The sequence below is a fragment of the Aeromonas sp. L_1B5_3 genome, from assembly GCF_963866575.1.
Classification (GTDB): domain Bacteria; phylum Pseudomonadota; class Gammaproteobacteria; order Enterobacterales; family Aeromonadaceae; genus Aeromonas; species Aeromonas jandaei.
Window position 1 is genome coordinate 1 of the sequence record NZ_CAWMDN010000037.1, and the last position, 718, is coordinate 718.

The window sequence follows — 718 nt, forward strand, 5'->3', positions numbered from 1 at the left end:
ACGGCTCGAGAGGATCTGCAGCTTCGCCGCCGGTTCAACGGTCAGCTCTGCGCAAGGCAGGCCACGCAGCTCCTGTACGATCCGCTCGACCACCACGCCGTATTGGGCGCGTAACCCTTTGGCATCGCTAGCCACCAGGTCAGCAACGGTGTTGATGCCTTGTGCCACCAACTTGGCGCCCAAGCGCCGTCCTATGCCCCACACCTCATCCACCGGGGTGATAGCCATCAGCCGGGCACGGCGCAGCTCGTCACGCAAGTCCACGACGCCGCCCGTGGCAGGCCACTTCTTGGCTGCATAGTTGGCCAGCTTGGCGAGGGTCTTGGTGGGGCCGATCCCAACCCCTACCGTTAGGCCGGTCCACTGCCACACTCGCTGCCGGATCTGTTGCCCATAGGCTGTCAGGTCCCCGGCAAACGACTCCGACAGTGACAGGAATGCTTCATCGATAGAGTAGACCTCCAGCTCGGGGGCCATGGTCTCCAACGTGCTCATCACCCTGCCAGACATGTCTCCATAGAGCGCGTAGTTGGAGCTGAATGCCACACCGCCATGCGCCTCGAACTGCTCGCGGATCTTGAAGTAGGGCCCGGCCATCTTGATACCCATCGCCTTGGCTTCGGGGCTGCGCGACACCACGCATTCATCGTTGTTGGAGAGCACCACGATCGGGCGGCCACGCAGCTCAGGGCGAAACAACCGCTCACAGCTGGCGTAG

Annotated in this window: 1 protein-coding gene; it reads right to left on the reverse strand. The window is 63.0% G+C overall.

Annotated features, from left to right (window positions below; all coding sequences use genetic code 11):
- Positions 1-718 (reverse strand): Y-family DNA polymerase (locus AACR93_RS03165; protein ID WP_043852243.1); only part of this gene is annotated, 718 nt, incomplete at both ends.